General features: G+C 63.5%; 22 protein-coding genes and 2 pseudogenes. 11 read left to right on the top strand and 13 right to left on the bottom strand.

What is annotated here, in order from left to right; all coding sequences use genetic code 11:
• Window positions 1-29: 29 nt before the first annotated feature.
• From ACODTJ_RS26275 to blh, 5 genes are read right to left on the bottom strand one after another with little or no spacing between them, the layout of a single operon-like run.
• Window positions 30-815 (bottom strand): sulfite exporter TauE/SafE family protein, encoded by a 786-nt coding sequence (locus ACODTJ_RS26275; protein ID WP_454656755.1) that lies wholly within the window; start codon window positions 813-815, stop codon window positions 30-32.
• The gene (locus tag ACODTJ_RS26270) at window positions 812-1,255 is read right to left on the bottom strand and encodes a DUF6691 family protein (RefSeq protein ID WP_454656754.1); all 444 of its coding nucleotides are present in this window, start codon (window positions 1,253-1,255) and stop codon (window positions 812-814) included. Before ACODTJ_RS26270 ends, ACODTJ_RS26275 begins: the two co-directional genes overlap by 4 nt.
• Entirely contained in the window at window positions 1,252-1,659 is a 408-nt protein-coding gene (locus tag ACODTJ_RS26265; protein ID WP_454656753.1) for a YeeE/YedE family protein, read from the bottom strand. The genes ACODTJ_RS26270 and ACODTJ_RS26265 overlap by 4 nt, the downstream gene beginning before the upstream one ends.
• The gene (bigR, locus tag ACODTJ_RS26260) at window positions 1,656-1,994 is read right to left on the bottom strand and encodes a sulfite-sensing transcriptional repressor BigR (RefSeq protein ID WP_454656752.1); all 339 of its coding nucleotides are present in this window, start codon (window positions 1,992-1,994) and stop codon (window positions 1,656-1,658) included. Before bigR ends, ACODTJ_RS26265 begins: the two co-directional genes overlap by 4 nt.
• A complete protein-coding gene (blh, locus tag ACODTJ_RS26255) occupies window positions 1,988-3,283 on the bottom strand; it encodes a bifunctional sulfur transferase/dioxygenase Blh (RefSeq protein WP_488850852.1) in 1,296 nt (431 codons plus the stop codon). Before blh ends, bigR begins: the two co-directional genes overlap by 7 nt.
• 220 nt (window positions 3,284-3,503) lie before the next feature.
• Between blh and ACODTJ_RS26250 the strand changes: the two are divergent.
• The 5 genes and pseudogenes from ACODTJ_RS26250 to ACODTJ_RS26230 all read left to right on the top strand — a co-directional run.
• A pseudogene (locus tag ACODTJ_RS26250) lies at window positions 3,504-3,755 on the top strand (hypothetical protein); the annotation flags it as partial.
• Window positions 3,756-3,864: 109 nt separating this feature from the next.
• Window positions 3,865-4,464 carry an Hsp20/alpha crystallin family protein gene (locus tag ACODTJ_RS26245; RefSeq protein ID WP_488850850.1) on the top strand — a complete coding sequence of 200 codons (600 nt, stop codon included), beginning with the start codon at window positions 3,865-3,867 and terminating at the stop codon, window positions 4,462-4,464.
• Between the two features lie 109 nt (window positions 4,465-4,573).
• Window positions 4,574-4,954 (top strand): hypothetical protein, encoded by a 381-nt coding sequence (locus tag ACODTJ_RS26240; RefSeq protein ID WP_454656749.1) that lies wholly within the window; start codon window positions 4,574-4,576, stop codon window positions 4,952-4,954.
• 88 nt (window positions 4,955-5,042) lie between these two features.
• Window positions 5,043-5,873 carry a universal stress protein gene (locus tag ACODTJ_RS26235; protein ID WP_454656748.1) on the top strand — a complete coding sequence of 277 codons (831 nt, stop codon included), beginning with the start codon at window positions 5,043-5,045 and terminating at the stop codon, window positions 5,871-5,873.
• A 126-nt stretch (window positions 5,874-5,999) separates the two neighbouring features.
• Window positions 6,000-6,647, top strand: a complete 648-nt coding sequence (locus tag ACODTJ_RS26230; protein WP_454656747.1) for a BON domain-containing protein — start codon at window positions 6,000-6,002, stop codon at window positions 6,645-6,647.
• A gap of 73 nt (window positions 6,648-6,720) precedes the next feature.
• On the opposite strand, the gene ACODTJ_RS26225 is transcribed toward ACODTJ_RS26230, so the two are convergent.
• Both ACODTJ_RS26225 and ACODTJ_RS26220 read right to left on the bottom strand, forming a co-directional pair.
• Window positions 6,721-7,029: a hypothetical protein gene (locus ACODTJ_RS26225; RefSeq protein WP_488850847.1), complete on the bottom strand. Its 309-nt coding sequence runs from the start codon at window positions 7,027-7,029 to the stop codon at window positions 6,721-6,723.
• Window positions 7,030-7,291: 262 nt separating this feature from the next.
• Window positions 7,292-7,780 carry an NUDIX hydrolase gene (locus tag ACODTJ_RS26220; protein WP_488850845.1) on the bottom strand — a complete coding sequence of 163 codons (489 nt, stop codon included), beginning with the start codon at window positions 7,778-7,780 and terminating at the stop codon, window positions 7,292-7,294.
• Between the two features lie 114 nt (window positions 7,781-7,894).
• Between ACODTJ_RS26220 and ACODTJ_RS26215 the strand changes: the two genes are divergently transcribed.
• A complete protein-coding gene (locus ACODTJ_RS26215) occupies window positions 7,895-8,296 on the top strand; it encodes a phasin family protein (protein WP_454656744.1) in 402 nt (133 codons plus the stop codon).
• Between the two features lie 53 nt (window positions 8,297-8,349).
• Here ACODTJ_RS26215 and ACODTJ_RS26210 read toward each other — a convergent pair.
• From ACODTJ_RS26210 to ACODTJ_RS26200, 3 genes and pseudogenes are all read right to left on the bottom strand, one after another.
• Window positions 8,350-8,748 (bottom strand): annotated as a pseudogene (locus ACODTJ_RS26210) (acetate/propionate family kinase); the annotation flags it as partial.
• A 494-nt stretch (window positions 8,749-9,242) separates the two neighbouring features.
• Window positions 9,243-9,581 carry a MaoC/PaaZ C-terminal domain-containing protein gene (locus tag ACODTJ_RS26205; RefSeq protein ID WP_488850843.1) on the bottom strand — a complete coding sequence of 113 codons (339 nt, stop codon included), beginning with the start codon at window positions 9,579-9,581 and terminating at the stop codon, window positions 9,243-9,245.
• Complete coding sequence (locus tag ACODTJ_RS26200) at window positions 9,578-11,374, bottom strand: PHA/PHB synthase family protein (protein ID WP_454656742.1); 1,797 nt, start codon at window positions 11,372-11,374, stop codon at window positions 9,578-9,580. Before ACODTJ_RS26200 ends, ACODTJ_RS26205 begins: the two co-directional genes overlap by 4 nt.
• A gap of 123 nt (window positions 11,375-11,497) precedes the next feature.
• Here ACODTJ_RS26200 and ACODTJ_RS26195 point away from each other — a divergent pair, with 123 nt between their 5' ends.
• The gene (locus tag ACODTJ_RS26195; RefSeq protein WP_454656741.1) at window positions 11,498-12,481 is read left to right on the top strand and encodes a zinc-dependent alcohol dehydrogenase family protein; all 984 of its coding nucleotides are present in this window, start codon (window positions 11,498-11,500) and stop codon (window positions 12,479-12,481) included.
• Between the two features lie 86 nt (window positions 12,482-12,567).
• Window positions 12,568-13,464: an ABC transporter ATP-binding protein gene (locus ACODTJ_RS26190; protein ID WP_488850840.1), complete on the top strand. Its 897-nt coding sequence runs from the start codon at window positions 12,568-12,570 to the stop codon at window positions 13,462-13,464.
• 29 nt (window positions 13,465-13,493) lie between these two features.
• Here ACODTJ_RS26190 and mgtA read toward each other — a convergent pair whose 3' ends face one another.
• Together mgtA and ACODTJ_RS26180 are read right to left on the bottom strand one after the other, a co-directional pair.
• Window positions 13,494-16,091, bottom strand: coding sequence for a magnesium-translocating P-type ATPase (gene mgtA / locus ACODTJ_RS26185; RefSeq protein ID WP_488850838.1), 2,598 nt, complete (start codon window positions 16,089-16,091; stop codon window positions 13,494-13,496).
• 91 nt (window positions 16,092-16,182) lie between these two features.
• Entirely contained in the window at window positions 16,183-17,247 is a 1,065-nt protein-coding gene (locus ACODTJ_RS26180; RefSeq protein WP_454658985.1) for an NAD(P)-dependent alcohol dehydrogenase, read from the bottom strand.
• 244 nt (window positions 17,248-17,491) lie between these two features.
• Here ACODTJ_RS26180 and ACODTJ_RS26175 point away from each other — a divergent pair, with 244 nt between their 5' ends.
• Together ACODTJ_RS26175 and ACODTJ_RS26170 are read left to right on the top strand one after the other, a co-directional pair.
• On the top strand, window positions 17,492-18,382 hold the full coding sequence (locus ACODTJ_RS26175) for a universal stress protein (RefSeq protein ID WP_488850836.1): 891 nt from the start codon (window positions 17,492-17,494) through the stop codon (window positions 18,380-18,382).
• Window positions 18,383-18,467: 85 nt separating this feature from the next.
• A complete protein-coding gene (locus tag ACODTJ_RS26170; protein ID WP_454656737.1) occupies window positions 18,468-19,274 on the top strand; it encodes an ABC transporter ATP-binding protein in 807 nt (268 codons plus the stop codon).
• Between the two features lie 159 nt (window positions 19,275-19,433).
• On the opposite strand, the gene ACODTJ_RS26165 is transcribed toward ACODTJ_RS26170, so the two are convergent.
• Window positions 19,434-19,970: a GNAT family N-acetyltransferase gene (locus ACODTJ_RS26165; protein ID WP_454656736.1), complete on the bottom strand. Its 537-nt coding sequence runs from the start codon at window positions 19,968-19,970 to the stop codon at window positions 19,434-19,436.
• 233 nt (window positions 19,971-20,203) lie between these two features.
• Here ACODTJ_RS26165 and ACODTJ_RS26160 point away from each other — a divergent pair, with 233 nt between their 5' ends.
• Window positions 20,204-22,552, top strand: coding sequence for a phosphoketolase family protein (locus ACODTJ_RS26160; RefSeq protein WP_488850833.1), 2,349 nt, complete (start codon window positions 20,204-20,206; stop codon window positions 22,550-22,552).
• The last annotated feature ends 27 nt before the right edge of the window (window positions 22,553-22,579 follow it).

The following is a 22,579-nucleotide window of genomic DNA, read 5'->3' as shown; positions in this document are numbered from 1 at the left end:
GGTCGTGCCGCCAAAATCACCCTCCGCGATTACGCGATGCCGATCGCCATCGGCAGGTTCTTGAAGATCACATAGATCGCGACCGTCAGGATGAGCGCAGCGAAGATGCGGTTCAGCGTGGCCTTGCCTTTCGAGAGATGCGTCGCCAGGAGCATGCCGAGAATGCCGCCCGCGACGCCGCCCGAGATGAACTGCACTGCGACGACCCAGTCGACGAGGCCGCTGCGGGCATAGTTCAGCGCCGTCGCCAGGCCGAACGTTCCCACTGCGAGCAAGGAGGAGCCGATGGCATTGATCATCGGCATGCCGGTGGCGAAGACGAGCGCCGGCACGATGAGGAAGCCGCCACCGATACCGAAGAAGCCGGAGGCGCCGCCCGTCGCCAGCGCTGCGGCGGCGGTGAGCGCACACATGCGCCGATCCACCGGCCGCTCATCGCCTCGGCTGACGCCGCGCGGCCGCAGCATCAGCAGCCCCACAACAACCATCAGTGCGCCGAAGAGCAGGAGAAGTCGTGTTCCGTCGACGACGAGGCCGAGGCTCGATCCGACAAGGGCGCCGAGCGAACCGAGCGCCGCGAAGACTGATGCGCAGAGCCAGCGGACATGGCCCTTCCGGGCATGGGCGAGCAGGTTGGCATAGGCATTGATCGAGACTGCCAGCGCGCCAGTGCCAATCGCGATATGCGGGCTGGCGACGCCGACGACGTAGAGCAGCAGTGGCGTGGCCAGGATCGAGCCGCCCCCGCCGACCAGCCCAAGGCTGAAGCCCACGAGGCCGCCGGAAGCGAGGGCAGGGACGAGGGTCGAGGTCATCGCGGCAGCATCCCCGCGATCACCCGATCATGCAGTATCATCCCCACCACCATCGCTGCGACGAACAGGAGAACCGGGACGAGGCCCATCGACAACGCCGAGACCGCCGGGCCCGGGCAGAAGCCGGCGAGACCCCATCCGGCTCCGAACAGCGCCGAGCCCGCTAGCAGCCTCCCATCGATCTCCGTCTTCTCCGGCAGGTGGAAGCTGTCGTCGAGCAAAGGGCGCCGCAGACGGCGTTGCAGCATGACGCCCGGCACCGCCACGAGCACAGCGCCGCCGAGCACGAAGGCCAGGCTCGGGTCCCAATGACCGCTGGCGAGATTGAGGAAGCCGAGCACGCGCGCCGGATCCAGCATTCCGGAGAGCGACAGGCCGAATCCGAACAGCGCACCGGCAAGGAGCGCAACGACGATACGCAGGGGCGCGAGAGGCTTCACCGCAGGAACTCCATCAGCGTCGCCATGGCGACCCCCGCGAGGAGGAAGGTCGCGGTCGCGGCGAACGAACGTCTCGAAAAGCGGGCGAGGCCGAGGATGCCGTGTCCCGAGGTGCAGCCCGAGCCCATGCGCGTGCCGATGCCGACGGCCAGCCCGGCCACGAGGACCAGGGGCCAGGACGTAGCGATGGTCACGGACGGGAAGCTCCCGAAGGCCAGCATGTAGAGCGGCGGGCCGCTGATGAGCCCGATGACGAAAGCCGCATTCAGCGGGACCTGCGCGCCGCCGAGCAAGCGGCCGACGATGCCGCTGATGCCGGCGATCCGTCCGTCGAGCAGCAGGAGCGCGACGGCGGAGAGGCCGAGCAACATGCCGCCGATCAGAGAAGGCCAATAGACACTCATGGCTGCTGCTCCGGTTCGCAATAGATGGCGTAGAGGGCTTCGATCAGGCGCGCGGCCTTCTCTTCGCTCAGACGGTAGAAGATCTGCTTGGCTTCGCGGCGCGTCGTGACGACCCCGGCTTCGCGCAATGCGCCGAGCTGCTGCGACAGCGTCGGCTGACGGATGCCGAGCCGCTCCTCGAGCTCGCCGACGGCGTATTCGCCCTCGGCGAGTGCGCAGGCGAGCCGCAGACGTGCTGGATGCGACAACGTCTTGAGCAAGGCGGCAACCTCGCCAGCGCGCTCCTCCATCTCAGCCGGCGGCATCGTGCGGATCATTGCGGCGGCCATCACCATGCGGCCCCCGAGAGCGCATCGAGCGGGAATTTGAGATAGCGCCTTCCGTTGGCTTCGGGCTCCGGCAGCCGGCCGCCGCGGATGTTGACCTGGAGTGCATGCAAGATCAGCTTCGGCATCGGCAGGGTGCGGTCGCGCGCTTCCCGCAGCGCGACGAAGCGCTCCTCCGTCATATTGACGAGGTGCGGGTTTGCACGCTTTTGCTCGCCCACGGTGCTCTCCCATCTGGCGCCGCGCCCGCCAGGCTCGTAGTCGTGCCCGGTGAACAAGCGCGTCTCTTCCGGCAGGGCCAGGATCGCCTGGATCGACGCCCACAGGGCCCGGGCGCTGCCGCCCGGGAAATCCGCGCGCGCCGTGCCGGAATCCGGCATGAAGATCGTATCGTGCACGAATGCCGCGTCACCGATCACATAGGTCACGGAGGCAAGGGTATGGCCGGGCGAGAACATCACGCGACCCGAGAGTTCTCCCACCTTGAAGCTGTCGCCTTCGGCGAAGAGTCGATCCCATTGCGAACCGTCGATCGCCAGTTCCGGCCAGTTGTAGAGGCCCTGCCAGAGCTTCTGGACATCCGTGACGCGCGCGCCGATGGCTGTCCGGGCGCCTGTTTTCTGCTTGAGATAATGAGCGGCCGAGAAGTGATCGGCGTGGGGATGGGTGTCGAGGATCCACTCGACGGTGAGCCCCTCGCGCGCCACATAGGCGAGGATCGTGTCGGCCTGATGCGTGGCGGTCGCGCCGGACTTCTCATCGAACTCATAGACCGGGTCGATGATCGCGCAGCGCCTCGTCTTCGGATCGGTTACGACATACTGGATGCTGCCGGTGCGCGGCTCGTAGAAGCCCTTAACTTGCGGCGCCTTGGCCGCATTCCGGGCGAGCCACTGCACCGCGCCCGAGAGATCGAAGCCGTGCGCGCGACCGAAAGCCTCAACCTCGCCGGGCTTCATTCGCCCTGCCAGCACCTCGCCCAGCACGTGCAGCGTCAATGATCGCGTGCCGCTGCGGCAATGGGCGTAGACGCGCCCCTTGGCCCCCGACACTGCCTCTTGGAAGGAGCGGATATCGGCTTCGGTGATCGTCGTCGCCGTCACCGGAATGAAGCGATAAACAAGACCCGACTGCTCGAGAATCGCCTTCTCGGCGGCGCTGCTGGGTTGTCCAGTTTCCTCACCGTCGGGTCGGTTGTTGATAATGGTGGCGAAGCCGGTCGCCGCCAGCGTGGCGAGCGCCTCCTGCCTCGGCTGACTGGCGATCGTCAGCCGGTCGTCGATCTTGACGGCAGTCATCGTGAGCATCCTCTCAGCAGAAATCACTTTACAGTTAAATATAATATATATCGACTAAATGCAAGCCCGCCTGCGGCCGACCCCGCTAATGGCGCTCCAACTGCTTCGTCAGGAGGCTGGAACGCCATTAGCGGGGTCGGCTTCATCACCCGAAGAGCCCCGCCACAAGCAAGCCTGGCTCGCTTCACACAGCATTTGTTTCCGCTGCAATGGTTTGACGGAAGCCGTCGCGATCGCGCAACGGACCCACCACATCGCGCGGCAGAGCATTGTTGTCGGTCTCGGCCTGTCGGGCATTGCCATGGTTTTCGCGGCCTTCGGCTTGATCCCTCCCGTGGCCGGGGCCCTTCTTCAGGAGGGCATCGATATCGCGGTCATTCTCAACGCGTTGCGAACGCTTGCAGGGCCGAAAGAGTGGCGTTTCCGGCTCGCTTGGAAGCGGCGCCAGTTCGCCCATGATCGCAGGCCCTGAGCAGTTCGCTCTCCGATCATTTCGTTTTTGATTTCTCTCAAAGTGACCGACCGAGATCCGTGCTTGGTTCACGCATCGGTCCGGTTGGCCGCACGCCAGATACCGGGCTTTGATTGAGCGGCACGATCTTCGCGGCTCCACCGCACCGCTCGCCATCGTCTCACAGGAGGCCGTCATGGCAGGAGCAGCAACCAAGCTTCCAATCAAGAGTGAAACCCGTGCGCCTTCGCCTCGCCGAGCCGAGCCGGCGGGCCTTGAAGGCTTTTGGAACGAGATGGAGCGACTGTTCGACACTTTCGGCTTTCGCTCGGGCCGACATCCGTTCGCGAGCGCGCCTTCCTTCGACCCATCCCTGCCCCGCTTCGAGCGTTGGGGAAGTGTCCCCGCAGTCGACGTGTCCAAGACGCACAATCTCTACGAGATCACCGCCGAGCTCCCGGGCATGGCCCCGGCTGACGTGCAGGTCAAGCTATCCGAAGGCGTTCTGACGATCAGCGGCGAGAAGAAAAGCGAGAAGGAGCGGAAGGACGAGGACGCCTATGTATCCGAGCGCCGCTATGGTTCCTTCTTCCGTTCATTTCGCATGCCCGACGATATCGCCGCCGACAAGATTGACGCGAACTTCGCCAACGGCATCCTGACAATCAAGGTGCCGCGGCAGGCGAGGTCTCAGCCAAAGGAAGAGGTCATCCCCGTCAAGGCGGCCTGACGCCGTCGGCATCGCGCCGCAAGCGCTCGCATTCGCGAGAGTATCCTGGGCGCTTGCCGATATGCCGAGCGATCAGTGAGCACTTCCGTAGCGATCCGGGAGAAAGCCAATGATGTATGTCGTCACACTCCATCTTGCGCGAACGCCCACCCATCCGGACGGGCACCCAGGCTGTGGATACGAGATTCACGCACCATTGGACGCGAAACTCCATCTTGATCCCAAAGCCTGGCAGCGAAACCGTGACAAGTGCCGTGTCCGACGCTTCTGGGCTGGTGAAGCCGATCGATACGGTTGGCTGGTGCATCGGGCCGGCGGATCGGGTGGGGCAACCTGGTGCATCGACTATGACGATGCCGGCACTGCCGACGATGAGCCCGGGTTCCGGTTCGACGGCCATCGCTTCGGAGCGGGCGACTATATCTCGATCAGAAATGCCGAGGATGGGGTTCTGCTGCCGTTCCAGGTTGCCTCGATGAAGCTGAAATAACCCGCTCGCGGGTGAAGCAGCGAATCCTTGGTTCCTCCTCCGCGCTGAGCCGCCGTTCAGCGTGATCCTCGCACACGAAGGCCCCGCGATGAGTTCGAACATTCGCAACTTCGCCAGCATCATGGTTTGCGTGGGACCGTCGAACGACGCCGAAAACCGTGTCGCGCTGGCCGTCTCGCTCGCGTCCCGTTTCGGCAGCCGCCTGATCGGCGTAGCCGCCGAGGAGGCAGCAATCCCCTATCTCGAAGACGGTTTAGGTACCGCGCGTCCGATCCTGGTCGAGAACGCCCGAAAAGCCGCTATGGAAGATCTCGGGCAAGCAGAGGCGAACTTCCGACGTGGCGCCGGCTCGCTACCGGACGTCGAGTGGCGCTGGAGTATCGAAGAGCCCAACTCGTTCATCGTCAACCAGGCACGCGCCGCCGATCTCGTGGTCGTCGCAAGGTCGTCTTCGGGAACTTCCCATCGGCTCATGACGATCGACCCCAGCGAAGCAGTCTTACGATTGGGCCGCCCCGTGCTTGTCGTCCCGCATGACTGCCGGGAGATATTCGCCCGGAGTGTCATCGTAGCCTGGAAGGACACGCGGGAAGCGCGGCGCGCCGTGCTCGATGCCCTGCCATTTCTCCAACGCGCCGAAACCGTGACGGTGCTTTCCGTTGACGAAGAAGCAAGCACGGCGGGCACGGAGGATGTCTGCGCGCACCTCGCGCGCCACGGTATTGCCAGTCGGCACTTGGCGCGCGCGTCGCTGTCGGGCTCCTGCGCCGACACCATCGTAGATGCTGCGCTCGAGGAAGGTAGCGACCTGATCGTGTCGGGCGCTTACGGGCACACCCGGATGCGAGAATGGGTTTTCGGGGGCGTTACGGGCGATCTTCTCGCCCATTCGCCAATACCCTGCTTGATGTCGCATTGAGGATGATCCCCACCAGAGATCACGCAAACATATGTCGAATTTTCAGCGCCGAATTATTGATGATTATCAATGTAATAAGCGTATAGATAACCAAACTGAAGATACACCCAAACACAGGAGGCTGCCATGGGTGATTTATCTCTTCGCGAAAGCGTGCTGAACGAGTTGGAATTCGAGCCAAGCGTCAATGCGGCCCATATCGGCGTCGCCGCCGACAATGGCGTCGTCACCTTATCCGGACATGTCGGCAGCTACGCCGAAAAGCTGATGGCCGAGCGTGTGGTCCAACGCGTGAAAGGCGTTCGGGCGATCGCACAGGAAATCGAGGTCCGCTGGCCGAGCGATCAGAAAACCAACGATGACGAGATCGCGCAGCGCGCGCTCAAGATCATCGAATGGGATACCACGATTCCCAACGGCAAGGTCCAGCTCAAGGTGCAGAAGGGCTGGGTCACCCTGACCGGCGAGGTCCCGTGGTACTTCCAGAGCAGTGCCGCGCAAACCGCCGTTCGGAAGCTGTCGGGCGTGACTGGCATCACCAACAACATCACCATCAAGCCCACCGTCCAGGCCGGCGACATCAAGCACCGGATCGAGGACGCTTTGAAGCGCAATGCCGAACTCGAGGCGAACCAGATCCGCGTTCTCGTTTCGGGCGGCCGCGTGACTCTCGAGGGCAAGGTGAGCGCATGGCACGAACGCGTGCTCGCAGAACGAGCTGCCTGGGCCGCTCCCGGGGTCGCGATCGTCGAGGACCGTCTCGCAGTGGCCTGAGGGCTTCCGGGAAAAGCAGACCAGCCGCGATCCGCGTCTCGGCCGGTCCCTCCGGGCAATCTCGACGGCTAACTCATGTCGAGGAGCGATCATGCTTGCGACACGGCTGGCGAAACAGGAAGAGCAAAGTATTCGAAGAACCCATTCCGCTCTGATCCCGGCATACCTCATGCGCGACGACGGAAGCGTGTTCAGGATTTGGCCGAGCGGCCACATCGAACGGATCGGCGCGCAGCCCGGCAAGTGCGATTGCCGCTTCCCCGAATACGAGAAGCCGGGCACTGGCGATAAGAGGTTGTCCGGCTGAGTAGGAGTTCGGCTGCATCCAAGGACGCAACTTCATCCCGGCTGCAAGGTCTTGAACCCGGCGCAGCGCTTCCATGTAACGCTCGTTGCCGATTGAATCCGAAAGATCGCGTGGCGTGCGAGGTCAACAATGTCGAAGAAGGTCGACTCTCAATCCGATTACGACCAGTGCAACACCCTGCTTCTGAGCGCTTATTTTTGCGTGATGGGCCGATCAACGTTCGATCAGAATTTACGAAAATCGATCGAAGAGGCATTGACGATATTACTTAAGGAAAAAGACAAAAGAACGACGTCAAACGTTATCCCATTTTGCCGCGAATCGTCACAACGGCAGCTCACTGATCGATAGGACAAAGCGTTTCATCGAGTAATTTTTTCTCGAGACGCTCGATAAGATCACCTTGCGCCGCCAGGATGCGCAACCGTGCTTCCGGAAGTGAGAACCAAGCCGCACGGTCGATTTCGGGAAATCGGTGAATCCGACCGCTGCCACGCGGCCATTCCATCTCAACCTCACTACCACAACGAATCCGCTCCGTGTCCAGGTTACCCTCGATGGCAAAGCCTTCGACGATCTTCCCGGACCTTTGTCGAATGCATCCGAGCGGAGCGAGCGGCCCTTCAGGCATGGTTCCCAGTTCCTCGGCGAATTCACGTCGCGCGGTTTCCTCCGCGGCCTCGCCCGGATGCGGCTCGCCCTTGGGAATCGACCAGGCACCCAAATCCTTGCGCCGCCAGAACGGGCCGCCCGGGTGGACGAGGAGAACCTCGGCACCTTCCTCCGCAACGCGATACATGAGAATTCCGGCACTGGACGAAGCCATCGAAGTAATTCCACCGCCTCCAAATTTTGCGTTGCGTCAAAGACCCGATGAAGCCCCCGGAGGAAACTCTCCATCGCCGCCATTCAGGCGAATGAGACAATTCAGGAGGTTCCCATGCCTATGACGAAGCCTGTCTCCAACTCTCTCGCGCCGGACCAGATCGGCACCACCGCCATGGTCGATGAAGGCATGCAGATGGTCAAAGCCCAGCTCGCCGCAACAACGGTGCTGCCGCAGAAGGTCTGGGAGACTCAGCTCGCGATCACCTCGGAAATCCTGGCGTTCATGGGCCGCCGCATGCAAGCCCAGGCCGAATTCTGCGCCAAGCTCGGCCGCTGCAAGGAAATCGGCGAGGCGGTGGACGCCCAGCAGGATTTCGCCAAGGGCGTCGGCGGCGCCTATGCCGACGAGGCCGAGAAATTGTCGACGCTCGCGCGGAAGAACGTGGATGCCTGGACCGGGGTCGGCGCCCAATACGTGTCGGGCTGGACTGGCAATCACAAAGCCGCAGCCTAAGTCTCTATCCGGAAGCCTGTCTGAGTCGAGTTTCCACCATTCGGCTCAGACGGCTATGCGGTTGGTCTTACCCGCGCCAATGCATCCTCGGCGATAACAGCTTCCTCGTCGGTCGGGATTACGAAAGCCGCCACAGGAGCATCGGTCCGGCTGATCCGGGTTGCATTCGCCGCATTGGCGGCCTCGTCGAGTTCGAGACCCAACCATTTCAACCGCCTCGCCACGGCGGCGCGGATTGGCGGCTGATGCTCGCCGATGCCGGCGGTGAAGACGATCGCATCGAACCCGCCCAACGTTGCCGCAAGCCGGCCCACCTCCCCCGCGATGCGGAAGCAAAACAGGTCGAGAGCCTCATGCGCTTCAGGCCTTTCGCTGTCGAGGAGATCGCGGCTGTCGGGACTGATCCCGGATACGCCGAGCAGGCCACTGCGGCGGTAGAGCAAATCCTCCACAAGCCGCGGCTTGGGATAGGCTGGCAGGCTCATCGCATAGACATGGCGGATGCGGCGTTCGGTGGTGAGGCCGGAGCCTGAAGCGACGACGGCGCCGAGCAACTCATCCGAATGAAAGCTGCCCTTCATGAGGGCCGCCGCCTGGCCCGATACCGCAAGCTCGACGGCGCGCGCGGCCGCGGCAGCATGGATCTTCGCCTCCGGGCCGACGAGGAGCGGCTGCAACAGCCCTCGTCACGGACTTCGATCGCGGCCAGGATGGCTTCCGGCGAGCAGGGATGGACGATCGCGGCGCTCAACGACGGCAGGACACGGGCTTGTGCCATGATGCTGTCGTAGCGATCGGAATGCTTCAGCGTGACTTCGGAAAGGCGCAGGCGCGGCCGGGTCGCGCATTGGCCGGGTGCCATCACCGTCGCCGTGCCGGACAGAACCGTTTCGCCGCGCTGGTTGGAGCAAGCGGTATCCAGCACGACGGCTCGCTTCGACGCCTCCTAGCTTCGGACCGTGACGGTCGCCGTAATGGTATTGCCGGGCGTGACCGGCTTCAGGAAGCGCAGATCCTGCCCGAGATAGATCGTACCTGGTCCGGGCAGCTTCGTGCCGAGCACCGCCGAGACCAGCGCCGCGGTCCACATGCCGTGCGCCACGACATGCCCGAACGGATCAGCCGCAGCGAAGGCTGCATCCAGATGGGCGGGGTTGGCATCCCCCGAGACGGAAGCGAACAGCTCGATGTCGTCAGGCTGGACGATGCGGACGGCGACGCGCTTTCGCCGATCGCGATCTCGTCGAACGTCCGGTTGGTGAGGAGCTCCTGATCCACGGCTCACCTTTGCAGCACATAGGTTCCCGGTGCATCGCAGAGCGGTTCTCGTCCGCTTCCAGCACCACCGAACGCGGGTGGCACGACCTGCTCGGGCGACGATAAGCCCTCGAGCCATTCCGTCCAGGCCTCCCACCACGAGCCTTCGCGTGTCCGCGCTGCGGCAAACCACTCGTCGGGACCGAGACAGATATCGCCATGCTTCTTCTCGAGCATCCGATATCGGCGCCCGGGATGACCGGGCTTGCTGACGATTCCCGCATTGTGCCCGCCACTCGTCAGCACGAAGGTCAAGTCGGCATCGATCAACAGGTGCAGCTTGTGGACCGAACGCCACGGCGCGACATGGTCGCGCTCGGTCGCGACCGCGAAGGTCGGTGTGCGGATATTCTGGAGCGCCGCAGGTCGTCCCCCCACCATGAAGCGGCCGCTCGCCAGATCGTTGTCGAGATAGAGGCCGCGCAGGTATTCCGCCTGCATGCGATAGGGCATGCGCGTGGAATCCGCGTTCCAGGCCATCAGATCGAACATCGGGGAGCGTTCCCCCATCAGATAGTCGTGCACCAGCCGCGACCAGATCAGATCGTTCGAGCGCAGGAGCTGAAAGGCCGCGGCCATCTGGTCGGCCGACAGGTAGCCGCGGTTCCACATCATGCTGTCGAGAAAGCGCAGTTCGCTCGTATCGATGAACAGCGCAAGCTCACCTGGCTCGCTGAAATCGGTCTGGGCCGCGAGGAAGGTCAGCGATGCCAGTCGCCCGTCGGCGTCGCGCACCATCGCCGCGGCTGCGATCGCCAGAAGCGTGCCGCCCAGACAGTATCCGGCAGCGTGAACCTTGCGACCGGGCATGATCGCAGCGATGGCATCCAGCGCAGCCATCACCCCGCTGCGGCGATAGTCATCGAGAGCGAGTTCTCGGTCGTCGGCATCGGGGTTGCGCCAGGAGATGCAGAAGACCGTGTACCCGGCGCCAACGAGGTAGCGCACTAGCGAATTCTCCGGCGACAGATCGAGGATATAGTACTTCATGATCCAGGCCGGGACGATCAGGATCGGCTCGGCGCGGACGGTCGGCGTCGCCGGCGCGTACTGGATCAGTTCGATCAGGTGGTTGCGGAAGACGACCTTGCCGGGCGTCGCCGCCACGTCCCAGCCGACGACGAAGCGTTCGGCGCCGGCAGGAGGCTGTCCGGCGAGCTGCCGTTGCAGATCCTCGATCCAGTTCCTCCAGCCCTCGACGAAATTGGCGCCGCCGGTCTCGCGGGCACGCGCGATCACCTCCGGGTTGGTCAAGGGGTTGTTCGCGGGGGAGAACATGTCGAGGAGCTGGCGGGCGACGAAAGAGACCACCTCCTCATGGTGAGGCTCCACGCCTGGCACCTCATGCGTGACGTTGTGCCACCATTGCTGGTTGAGCAGGAACGCCTGCGCCATGAAGCCAAAGGGCGGCCTGCTCCATTCCGGCGCCGCGAAGCGGCGGTCGCCGGGCAGCGGCGCGATGCAGGGATCGGCCTTCGGCTGGAAAAGCCCCGATGCGACATGTCCGCCCAGGCGGGCGGCCTTGCGCGCCGCCTTGGCTGCGAGTTCGAGCTGCTTGCCGGGCGCGGCTGCGAGATGGATAGCCCAGTCGAGATAGGCCAGCGTAAGGGCCATCGGCGAAAACCCGCCGGTGAGCTTCGCTGTCGCCGCTTCGCGCATGCGATCGATCGCTGAGAATGCCTCCTCGCCGAGCGTCTCCTCCCTGCAAGGTTGCTGTCTCCGAAGCTTCCGAGACAAGCCGGTTCGGGATGAGGACTGCATGGCTTTCTTCCCGCGAAACTCTCGCCAAGATGCGCTCCAAAAGCCCCGCGCTCCTTGAGCTTGGTCAAAGCCGATGCCACCTCCCCCAGGTAGGTTCTTCAGCGCGCAGAGCGGGAGAATCCCATGAAGGCGATGGTTCTGAACGCCGCGGGCAGCCCACTAGTAGAGGAGTCGCGCCCCGATCCTGCACCTGCCCCGGGAGAACTACGGATCAAGGTTGAGGCTTGCGCCATCTGCCGTACGGATCTGCATGTCGTCGATGGCGAACTGCCCGATCTGCAATGCCCACGCGTCCCTGGTCACGAAGTCGTCGGCCGGGTCGATCTGGTCGGATCAGATATCGCGTCCGGATTGATCGGTCGGCGCGTCGGCCTCGGCTGGCTGGGGCATACATGCGGGCATTGTCCCTATTGCCATGCCCTCCGCGAGAACCTGTGCGACACCCCGGAATTCACCGGCTACACCCGCGATGGCGGCTTCGCCACGCACGTCATTGCCGAGGCGGCCTATGTCTTCCCGCTGGATGAATTCCCCGACCCCGTCGCTGCCGCACCCTTGATGTGCGCAGGGTTGATCGGCTGGCGCAGCCTACGCAGCGCCGGCGCAGCCCGGCGGATCGGTCTCTACGGTTTCGGCGCTGCCGCTCACATCCTTACGCAAATCTGCCGTTGGCAGGGGCGCGAAGTCTATGCTTTCACCCGTCCGGGCGACGAATCAGCACAGGCCCATGCCCTATCGCTCGGTGCATGCTGGGCCGGAAGCTCCGAAGAAAAACCGCCGGTGCCGCTCGACGCCGCGCTGATCTTCGCGCCCGTCGGCGCGCTGGTCCCGCTGGCCCTGAGCGCCGTCGTGAAGGGCGGGCGCGTGGTCTGCGGCGGCATCCATATGAGCGACATTCCCGGCTTCGGCTACGATCTGCTCTGGCACGAACGCGAACTTGTCTCGGTCGCCAATCTTACCCGAGCAGACGGCCGCGAATTCCTGTCGATCGCCCAGCTGGCCGGCATCAGGACGAAAACCACAATCTATCCCTTGGAGCGGGCGAACGAGGCACTGTCTGATCTGCGCGCCGGCCGGTTGCAGGGCGCGGCGGTGCTGGTGCCATGACGCTCTCGGGGCTCATTGCCGCGATATCCGAGCCCCCTCGTCCACATGGGCAAGCCTCGCCTCTGCCGTCCTCTCTTCTCCGCTTCGTGCTCCTCTCAGGCGGCTGGCATCAGGCGGCCGTCTGCGCCCTGTCCATCTTCGTCTTCCTGCTCAATGCCGCCCCGATCGAAACCCAGCGGCGCATCATCGACGCCGCCGTCCATCTCGGCAGCGCCCGTGCCATCCTGACCTTGATTGCTCTACAAATCGGGCTCGTGCTGGCTTTTGGCCTCGCGAAATTGGCGATGAACGTCTACCGCGCCTGGCTCGGAGAATGCGCGACCCGCGACCTGCGACTTGTGGTGACGCAGCGACTTGAACAAGCGGATGAGGAAGGTTCCGATCTCGCCAATGGAACCGGCCTCGCCATGATCCTCGCCGAAGCGGACGACATCGGCGGGTTCGTCGGCTCGAGCCTCAGCCTGCCGATCGTCGAGATCGGGTTTCTGGCGAGCGTCTTCATCTATCTCGCCTTCCTCGACCTCAGAATGATGGGTGCCAGCCTGCTGATCCTCGCGCCGCAATTCGTGTTCGTGCCGCTCATGCAGCGGGCGATCAACCGTCGCGTGGCGCAGCGAACGCGCCTCCTCCGACGTTTCGGCGACGAAATCCTGTCTCCATCGAAAGCGGAATCGAGCGCGCCCAAGCTGGACGAGGTGTTCGCTGTCGACATCGGCATCTTCGAAATCAAGTTCTCTCTCAATTTTCTGATGAACCTGACCTATTCCCTGGGCAGCCTGCTTGTGCTCGGCATCGGCTGCGTGCTGGCGGTTCGCGGACAGACCGAGATCGCCACCGTCGTCACCTTCCTGTCCGCCACGACCAAGATCGTCGACCCCTGGAACGACGTCATCGACTGGGCGCGCGGCTTTGCGATGACCTCCGTGAAATACGACCTCGTTATTCGGGCGCTCGAAACGTTGCCCGACGATACTCCTCCATGACCGCGGCGGCCCCCAGAGGTCATGACGCTTCAGAAGGCGCGGAAACGACGAGCTTCCGAATGACGGGTGCGACCTCTTCTTCGTTTCCCTTCCGCGCGCATCGCCAGCGGCTTCAGTATCTCGGCAAGCCCGAGGTAGAGGGCGGCGATGACCAGGATGGCGAGCAGGAGCGGAACCGGCAGCGCGACAAAGCCGAAGGGATGACCGAGCGGCGTCAGGGCCAGGATCAGTGCGGCGGCGAGAGCCCCGAGCGAGGTCATGACGAGAAAGCGATGCGGCCTGCTGCGCCAGCAGGGTGCAGCGGTGCGGATGACGAAGATCACCAGGATCTGCGTCAGGATCGACTCGACGAACCAGGCCGTCCTGAACGTCTCGGTGCCTGCGCCGAAAACACCGAGCAGAACGGCGAAAGTTGCCACATCGAATACAGATGAGAGCGGCCCCATGACGAGCGTGAAGCGGAGCACGGCGTGCATGTCCCAGTGCTGCGGCTTCGCAAGGTCGGCGGGGTCCGCCTCGTCGAAAGGAATGCCGACCTCGGACAGGTCGTAGAGCATGTTGTTGATCAGGATCTGCAACGGGTTGAGCGGCAGAAAAGGCAGCACCATCGACGCCAGCGCCATCGACAGCATGTTGCCGAAATTCGAGCTCGTGCCCATGCGGACATATTTCATGATGTTGGCATAGGTGCGCCGGCCTTCGGCGATGCCCTGCGCGAGAACCCCGAGATCGGGTGCCAGCAGGACGATCGCCGCCGCCTCGCGCGCGACTTCGGTGCCACCCTCGACGGAGAGGCCGACATCCGCGGCATGGATCGCCGGCGCATCGTTGATGCCGTCGCCGATGAAGCCGACTGTGTGCCCCGCCCTGCGCAGGGCCAAGACGAGGCGCGCCTTCTGTTCCGGCGCGATCCGAGCGAACAGGTCGACGTCGCGAACGCGAGCGGCCAGGGCGGCATCTCCCAATACCGCTATCTCGTCACCCGTCATCAGCCCTCGCGCCGGAAGCGCCAGAGTTTCGGCGAGATGGCGAACGACGGGGGCGGCGTCTCCCGAGATCACCTTGACGCGCACGCCCGCCGCCGCGAGCTGGCGGGCCGCCACGCCTGCGGAGGCCTTGGGCGGATCGATGAAGGCAGCGCAGCCCGCGAAGACAAGACCGGCTTCGTCGTCGCGAGACAGGTCATGGGTTCCGGGAGGCATAGGGCGCTGAGCGATGCCGAGCAAGCGCAAGCCCTGCGCCCCTTTTGCTTCGAATAAGGTCAGAAGCTTGCCTCGCTGAGCATCGTCGAGCTTTTCAACCGTCCCATCCTCACGCTCCAAGCTGTCACACAGGTCGAGCAAGCCTTCGGGAGCGCCCTTGACAATCATCACCCGCTCGTCGCCCCTCGCCACAAGAACGGAGGAGCGTCGCCGCTGGAAATCGAACGGCAGATCGGCCAGGGCACGCCAGGTCTTGTCGTCGCCTTCCGAGTTGGCGAGCAAAGCAGTGTCGAGGTTGTTGCGCAGCCCGCTGCAAAAACGGCTGTTGAGGCAAGCGAGTTCGGTGACGCGCGAGCTTTCAAAGCCGTCGCAGTCGAAACTTCCGACATGGGCGATCCGCGCTTCCGTCAGCGTCCCGGTCTTGTCGGTGCACAGCACATCCATCGCCCCGAGATCGTTGATCGCGGATAACCGCTTCACCACGACCTGGCGTTGCGCCATGCGCATCGCGCCCCGTGCGAGCGTCACCGTCATCACGACCGGCAACAGCTCCGGCGTCAGCCCCACGGCCAGCGCGACGGCGAACAGGAAACTCTCGATCGACAGCCCGTGACGCACGAGCTGTGTCAGCAGCACGAATAGGACCAGGAAGCCGGTGAGGCGCAGGATCAGGATGCCGAGCCCGTGAACCCCACGTTCGAAGGCAGTGGGCGGCTCGCTCGCCTGCATGGAACGGGAGATCGAGCCCAGACGTGTCTGCGCGCCCGTCGCAGCGACGAGCATCCGGACCTCTCCGCCAACGAGGCTTGTTCCCCCAAAAAGGGCGCTGGCGGTTCCGTCGCCAGCGGAATTCTCAGGAGCTGCCAGCTTCTCCACCGGAAAGGGTTCGCCAGTGAGCGCCGCTTCATCGGCCAACGCATCGTGGCTCTCGAGGATCAGGCCATCGGCCGGGATGAGATCACCGGTGTGAAGCGCGACGACGTCACCAGGAACAGCCTCCCGAACCGGGACTTCAATGAGCCGTCCGCAGCGAAGAACCGTGACCTGCACCGCCACCGTTCGGCGGAGCGCGTCAACGGCATTCTCCGCTTGGGTCTCCTGGAAGACGTCGAGGGCGATCGAAGCCAGCACGATGAGCACGATGATGATCAGGCTCTGCCAATCGCCCGTCGCCCCCGAGATGAGTGCGGCAATCAGCAAGATCGCGATCAGGGGTTCCATGAGCCGCTTGGCGATCTTGAACGACACCCCCCGCCGCAGACTGGTCACGGCGAGATTGGGCCCGAAGCATTTCAGCCGTTCGGTCGCTTCAACATCGCTCAAGCCGCCCGGCGTGGCCCCGAGACGTTGCAGCAATCCATCCCGCCCCTCCTGCCAGAACTCCCCGCCGCATGCCGCGACTGCTTTCGCAGGCTCCGTCGTCACGCCGGCCTCCCTCATTGCGCCCGTCGACTACGCTGATGATCCGGTCGCTGCAGCGGGCGTTAAGTGACACGCCGTTCCTTGATTCTGCCGTTCAAGGCGTGATCGCGACCTTGAGGACACCGTCGCGCTGGTGCGAGAACAGCTCATAGGCATCCTTGATGCGCTCCAGCGGGAAACGGTGCGTGACCAGCGGTCCCAGGTCGATCCGTCCCGAGGCGACGACGTCGATCAGGCGCCGCATCCGTTCCTTGCCGCCGGGGCAGAGCGTGGTGACGATGCGGTGGTCGCCGAGACCCGCCGAGAAGGCGCCGAGCGGGATCGTCAGGTCGCTCGAATAGACACCGAGCGACGATAGCGTTCCGCCGGGACGCAGCACCCGCAATGCGGCGGAGAAGGTCTCCTGGCGGCCCAGTGCCTCGATCGCCACGTCGACGCCTCGCCCCTCCGTCAGCCGCATGATCTCGTCGACCGGATCGCCCTTCGAGAAATCGACGATCTCGTCGGCGCCCAATCTGCGGGCCATCGCCTGCCGTTCCGGAACGCTCTCCACGGCGATGATGCGCGTCGCGCCCATCAGCCGGGCGCCGGCCGTGGCACACAGCCCGATCGGGCCCTGCGCGAATACGGCGACGCAGTCGCCGATCCTGACCCCGCCGCTTTCGGCGCCGGAAAAGCCGGTCGACATGATGTCGGGACACATCAACACCTGCTCGTCCGTCAGCCCGGAGGGCACATGTGCGAGATTGACCATCGCATCCGGCACCAGCAGGTATTCGGCTTGTGCGCCGTCGATCGTATTGCCGAAGCGCCAGCCGCCCATGGCCTTAAAGCCGTGGCGCTCGCCGGGGCCGTCCTGCGAGGCGCAGCCGCAGAGGCAGGCGGCGCTGTGCCCCGAAGGCGTGATAGCGCCGGCGATCACCCGCTGCCCCTCGCGGAAACCCTTCACTTCCGATCCGAGCTTCTCGATCACGCCGACCGGCTCGTGGCCGATGGTGAGGCCGCGCGCAACCGGATACTCGCCCTTGAGGATATGGATGTCGGTGCCGCAGATCGTCGTGGTGGTGATGCGCAGCAGTGCGTCGAGCGGCCTCACATCGGGAATCGGCTTGTCCTCGAGTTCGATGCGACCGGGTTCCACGAACACGGTGGCGCACATCATCTTGGACCGGCTTGCGCGCCGCTTTTCCGTCGAGGACCGCACGCCGGATTGAAGCGATGACGACATGATCCCTCTCCGAATTCTTCGAGATGAAATCAGCCTGCCCCGAACCGGCCCATCTGGATTTGACCCAACGCAAAATTGCGAGAGAACACCCGGGCGTTTGACGAAAATCAATGTGGTCGATGCGCTTCCGTCGCTCGATGGCACATCAGGAACAGCTTTCGACGCGGAGGTTGGCATGAACGACATCACTCTCTCTTCGAGCACAGTAGCGAAGGCGCAGGCCGTTCGCGGCACCGCCTATCGCGACATCGCAATCCACCTCGATGGTTCGCCGGAGGACGAAACCCGCCTGGCTCATGCGGAAGCGCTCGCTGCCGGCTTTGCGGCTCGGATGACCGGGATCTTCACGAACCTCTTGCCCGATCCCGCGCTCTTCGCCGGCGATTTCGGGATCACCGCGATCGGGCAATTGGTCGATGCCGTCACCGAAGAAGGAGACGTCAGTGAGAAGCGTCTCAGGGAGCGCCTGGCGCGCCTCGGCCCCGTGCATGAGCTACGCCGCCTCGACGCATTCCCCGGCCTTCTCGAACAGGCCGTCACCAGCGAAGCCCGCTGGAACGACCTCTTCATCGCGACCTGTCCGCGCGGTGACGGCCACGGCCGCTGGCGTCCACTGATCGAGAGCGTCATGTTCGACGGAGGCAGAGGGCTCTACCTCCTGCCACCCAAGGCCGCGCTGCGCTCTCCGATCAAGACCGTCCTGATCGGATGGACCGATACGCGACAGAGCGCCCGAGCCGTAGCCGAGGCCCTGCCCCTGATCGCCCACGCAACACAGGTTCACATCGTCACGGTCAGGGAAGAGGCCCATGGACGGATGGGCGGTGCCGAAGTCCTCGCCGATATCAGCGCCCATCTCGCCAGGCACGGTATCGAAGCAACGGCAACCGTGCTTAATACGGAGACGTCGCCGACGGACGCGCTCCTTTCCGAGGCTAGGCGGATTTCGGCAGACCTGATCGTCATCGGAGCCTATGGCCATTCGCGCTTCCGGGAATGGGTGCTCGGCGGCGTGACCGCGGATCTGATCGACAGCTCCGCCGTGCCGCTTTTTCTCGCTCATTAGCGTCGCAAGGCGGTTGCCCCGGGTGAGTTTTCCCAATGGGCCAACCGCCTTGCTCAGCTACTGCCTTGCAGTCGGAGAACCGTTCATGGTTGGGACCGAGCGAGAACAGGATCCGAACCGAGGTGAAGTGGCCGTTCGCGTCCGAGATCTCGAAGTCGTCTTCGGCGCCAAGGCGGTATTGGATCACCTCAATCTCGACATCATGCGCGGCGAGATTCTCGGGGTTATCGGAGCTTCCGGCTCCGGCAAGTCAGTCCTGGCACGAACGATCCTCGGCCTTCTCCCCAAGCGAAGCGGCGTCATCGAAATATTCGGCAGAGATCTCGATGACCTTCGGCAGAGTGAGCGCAGAGCCGTCGAACAGCGCTGCGGCGTGATGTTCCAGCAAGGCGCCCTATTCTCGTCCTTGACGATCGCGGAGAACATCCAGCTCCCGATGCGCGAGCTTCTGCATCTGTCGCCGAGCCTGCTGACCGAAATGGCGATGCTGAAGATCGAGATGGTCGGGTTGCCGCTTGATGCGGCGGAAAAGTACCCGGCTGAGCTGTCGGGTGGCATGACCAAGCGAGCCGCCTTGGCCCGGGCGTTGGCTCTCGATCCGGAGATTTTGTTTCTCGACGAGCCAACCTCGGGGCTCGATCCCATCGCCGCCGATGCCTTCGACCAGCTTCTGTTGACCCTCAAGGCGAGTCTGAATCTGACGGTGATGATGATCACCCATGATCTGAGCAGCCTTCACACGACCTGCGACAGGATCGCGGCCATTGCCCGGGGCAAGATCATTGCTCTCGGCACGCTACAGGATTTGCTGAGGCACGAGGACCCCTGGCTCAAGCAGTATTTCGCAGGCGAACGCGGTCGGACCATTTTCGCGGATCAAATCACCGCCTGACATGTGCTTGCAGAGCGGCGCGATCAGACGCCGTAGACACGCCCCCAAGAGTGCATCTGCGGCACTCGCAAGCGAGCTGGAAAATGCCCCTGCCCTGGCCATGATTGAAGATCGTACGCCAAGGGAATTCGTGCGAGGACACTTTAGCCGATCAACCGATCACTTCACCTTGGGTGCCGGCTTGAATGTCCTTCGAAGCACAACGAGTCTCGCGTCGTCCCGACACTCGTTGACCTCGAACCCCTGCTCGATTTCGATCTCGATCGCTTCGTGATTTTGTCGATCCTCGAGAGATTCGACAGCCTTCACGCCCTTGCTCTCGGCGACCTTGCAAACATGCCTGAGTAACTCCCAACCCACGCCCTTATGCTTGTACTCGCGCCGGATCGAGATCGCGACTTCTCCTTTCTCCAAAGCGGCGTCGCAAGCAAGCATGGCCGCGGCGATGATCGTCTTCCCGTCATCGGTGAAGGCAACGAAGTTTTCGGTCTGCCGATCCTCGGCCTTCGTCATCGCGGCCAAGCGATCATGCCCGACCTCCTTGACCGTGGTCAGAAAGCGGAATCGCAGATCCTCGGGCGTCACATGCGTGAAGAATTCAGACAGTCCCGCTTCGTCGTCGGGATGGGCGGGCCTCACCAGGAACCTGAAACCGGCGCGTGTGTTGAGGTAGCGGCTCAAATCGTCGGTCATCATGAGATTTCCCTCCAATCGCTGTGCAATCGAGCAGGCGCTTTTCGGCAGGTCGGCTACGCCAGGGCTTCCGGCGGACCATGAACAGACCGACGCCACGATGATGGTCGATCATCCCTGCACAGATCAGTTCGTTCGTACTCGCTGCACTTCGGATCCGCTTTGCTGAAAATCAAAGCGCACAGCGATGGCGCGGACGTAGAATTTCTTTTCTGAAGCCCTGCTGGAGCACGGCAATGACCTCTCGGGACATCGATACCGCGGCGCAGACGGCTCTGAGCCCGGAGGAAGTCGCGTTGATGCAGGCCTGGTGGCGGGCCGCCAACTACCTCTCCGTGGCGCAGATATATCTGCTCTCCAATCCGCTACTGCGCGAGCCTCTGCGGATCGAGCATGTGAAGCCGCGATTGCTCGGCCACTGGGGCACGACACCCGGCCTGAACTTTATCTATCTGCACCTCAACCGCATCATCAGGGCTCGGGATCTCGACATCCTCTTCATCGCCGGCCCCGGCCATGGCGCGCCGGGCGTGGTAGCAAGCACCTATCTCGAAGGAACCTATAGCGAGCTCTATCCGGACGTGTCGCAGGACGAGGAAGGCTTGCGGCGCTTCGTAAAGCAATTCTCCTTCCCGGGCGGAATCTCCAGCCACGCCGCGCCCGACACACCCGGCTCCATCCATGAAGGTGGCGAGCTCGGTTATAGCCTCGCGCATGCCTTTGGCGCCGTGCTCGACAATCCCGGTTTAATCGCCGCCTGCGTGATCGGCGATGGCGAGGCTGAGACCGGTCCCCTCGCCGCGTCCTGGCACTCCAACAAGTTCCTCAATCCGGCAGCGGACGGTGCCGTCCTGCCGATCCTGCACCTCAACGGCTACAAGATCGCCAACCCGACCGTTCTGGCGCGCATCCCGCATGCCGAGCTGGAGGCATTGCTGCGCGGATACGGCTACGATCCGCTCTTCGTGGAAGGCGAGGAGCCGGAAGCGATGCACCAGGCGATGGCGGCAGCGCTCGATATCGCATTCTCCAGAATTGCAGCGATCCAGGATCAAGCCCGCGCGGGGGCGTCGCGCAATCGTCCGCTCTGGCCGATGATCGTGCTGCGCAGCCCCAAGGGCTGGACCGGTCCGAAGACCGTTGACGGCATGAAGGCCGAGGGCTTCTGGCGCTCCCATCAGGTGCCTTTCAGCGACATGTCGAAGCAGGGCCATTTGCAACTGCTCGAAGATTGGCTGCGCAGCTATCACCCGGAGGAACTGTTCGATGAGGCCGGTCGGCTGCGCGCCGAGATCGCGGCACTGGCACCTTCAGGCGAAAAGCGCATGAGCGCCAACCCCCATGCTAATGGCGGAGCGCTGCGCCGACCCCTGAGGATGCCGGATTATACTCGCCATGCCGTGTCTGTGGAACGCCCAGGCAGCGGCAAGGCCGAGGCGACCCGGGTCATGGGGGCTTTCCTGCGCGATGTCATGAGGGCAAACGAGGCGAGCCGGAACTTTCGGGTCTTCGGTCCCGACGAGACCGCCTCGAACCGCCTACAGGCCCTCTTCGAGGTAACGGATCGGGCCTGGCAGGAAGAAATCCTCCCCGAAGATGAGAATCTCACGCGCGACGGCCGTGTAACCGAAATCCTGAGCGAGCATCTCTGCCAGGGTTGGCTGGAAGGCTACCTCATGACCGGTCGCCATGGCCTCTTTTCCTGCTACGAAGCCTTCATCCACATCGTCGACTCGATGTTCAACCAGCATGCGAAATGGCTGAAGACGGCCAAGGAAGTGCCTTGGCGGCGGCCGATAGCCTCGCTGAACTACCTCCTCACTTCCCATGTCTGGCAGCAGGATCATAACGGCTTCAGCCACCAGGACCCCGGCTTTATCGACCATGTCGTGAACAAGAAGGCCGACATCGTGCGGGTCTATCTTCCGCCGGACGCCAACACGCTGCTTCATGTGACCGACCACTGTCTGCGAAGCTGGGACCGCATCAACGTCATCGTCGCCGGGAAAGCACCCTCCCCGCAATGGCTCGACATGGATGCCGCGATCAAGCACTGCGCGCAGGGCATCGGCATCTGGGAATGGGCCAGCAATGACCGGGGAACCGAGCCCGACGTCGTGATGGCCTGCGCCGGCGACGTGCCGACCCTCGAAACGCTCGCGGCGGTCACGCTGCTGCGCCGACATCTGCCCGAGCTGAAGGTTCGCGTCGTCAACCTCGTCGACCTGATGACCTTGCAGCCGAAGTCCCAGCATCCGCACGGCCTGACCGATGCCGATTTTGATGCCCTGTTCACCACCGACAAGCCGGTGATCTTCGCCTATCACGGCTATCCCTGGCTCATCCATCGGCTCGCCTACAAGCGGACGAACCATGCCAACATCCATGTGCGCGGTTACGAGGAGGAGGGATCGACGACGACGACCTTCGACATGGTCGTGCGCAACCGGCTCGACCGCTTCCATCTCGTCGGCGATGTCATCGATCGGGTGCCGAGTCTTGGCGCTCGTGCTGCCTATGCCAAACAAGCGATCCGCGACAAGCTGGTCGAGCACGGTGCGTATTCCGATGAAGCCGGCCATTGATTCCGAAACGAAGCCGGCCACCTGTTC

The sequence above is a fragment of the Allobosea sp. FG18 genome, from assembly GCF_057809495.1.
The sequence above is the reverse complement of the archived record's forward strand: the minus strand, read 5'-3'. Positions and strand labels throughout refer to the sequence as shown.